This window comes from Kitasatospora sp. NPDC007106, assembly GCF_040634455.1.
Classification (GTDB): Bacteria; Actinomycetota; Actinomycetes; order Streptomycetales; family Streptomycetaceae; genus Kitasatospora; species Kitasatospora arboriphila.
Window position 1 is genome coordinate 1 of record NZ_JBEYFP010001367.1, and the last position, 1,168, is coordinate 1,168.

Consider the following 1,168-nt stretch of genomic DNA (forward strand, 5'->3'; position numbering starts at 1 on the left):
GGCTCGGCGAGCGGCGCCAGCTTGGTGAGGTCGCCGACGTCGGTGACGCCCGCCACCGGCACCGCGTACAGGTGCTCCTGCTTCGAGGGCTCCGGGTAGGCGGTGTTCCCGGCCGCCCCCGCCGGCACGGCGGTCAGCGCGCTCGCGCCCAGCAGGGCGCCGACGACGGCGGTCCGGACGTACTTTCGCATGGGTCTCTCCTTGAACGGTGGTGTGCCCGAACGGTGCTCCGCGCGGCCAACGGTGTGACGGCCGAACGGTCACGGCCACTGCTCCCTCCGGGGGAGCGGGATCCGCCGTCCGGAGCATCGCCCGCCGCCGTCCGGAGCGGGGCCCGCCGCCGGCCCACCGGGGACCGGCCGTCCTGCCGATCCCGCCGCCCCGGTGTCAGGATGGAGTGACCGGGCACGACACCGCCCGCAGCAGCAGCGTCGGGAGGCGGACATGGGCCGCGAGTACCACTTCCACTGCGAGTACGCGGGCTGTTCGGTGACCGCGGGCGTCCGCCTGGGCGGGGTCCGCGAGCTGGAGGTGCTGGTGAACGGGCACGAGGTCGCGTTCGAGCGGGTGCACGGACACCATCCCGAGGAACACTCGCTGATCGCCGTCCTGCCGACCAGCCCGCCCCGGCACGTCGAGGTCCGGATCGCCCTGCCCGGCGTGTTCACCGGCATCCCGAGCTGCGCGCTGTTCGCGGGCGAGGTGCAGGTCCCGATGGCCGAGCGGGAGGTGCCCCGGCGGGCCCGGCCGACCGAGGCGTCCTGGTACGGCTGACGCGGCCCCCCCGGCCGGAGGGTCAACCACCGGGGCAGCAGCGCGACCTGACGGGCGGCCACGTCCGCCGCATTGTCGGTGCCGGGTGCCATGATGCCGGAGCGGTCGGGGGCTCCCCGGCCGAGTCCCGACCCACCCGGAGGATCGAGCACCGTGCGCATCGTGGTCAGCGAGTTCATCAGCCTGGACGGCGTCGTGCAGGCGCCCGGCGGCCCCCAGGAGGACACCGACGGCGGCTTCGCCCACGGCGGATGGTCGCACCCCTTCTTCGACCCGGAGGTGGTGGGCGGCGCCTTCGACGCGGCGCTGCGCACCGCGGACGCGCTGCTCTTCGGCCGCCGCACCTGGCAGACCATGGCCGCCGCCTGGCCCGACCGCGCGGGCGACCCGTTCG

2 protein-coding genes and 1 pseudogene are annotated in these 1,168 nt (G+C 75.6%); 2 read left to right on the forward strand and 1 reads right to left on the reverse strand.

Annotated elements, in window-relative coordinates; all coding sequences use genetic code 11:
* Window positions 1-191, reverse strand: a 191-nt coding sequence (locus ABZ641_RS38530) for a hypothetical protein (RefSeq protein ID WP_359989343.1), incomplete at its 3' end; no start/stop codon positions are given.
* A gap of 253 nt (window positions 192-444) precedes the next feature.
* On the opposite strand from ABZ641_RS38530, the gene ABZ641_RS38535 reads away from it, so the two are divergent.
* Window positions 445-774, forward strand: a complete 330-nt coding sequence (locus tag ABZ641_RS38535) for a hypothetical protein (RefSeq protein ID WP_359989345.1) — start codon at window positions 445-447, stop codon at window positions 772-774.
* A 153-nt stretch (window positions 775-927) separates the two neighbouring features.
* A pseudogene (locus ABZ641_RS38540) lies at window positions 928-1,168 on the forward strand (dihydrofolate reductase); the annotation flags it as partial.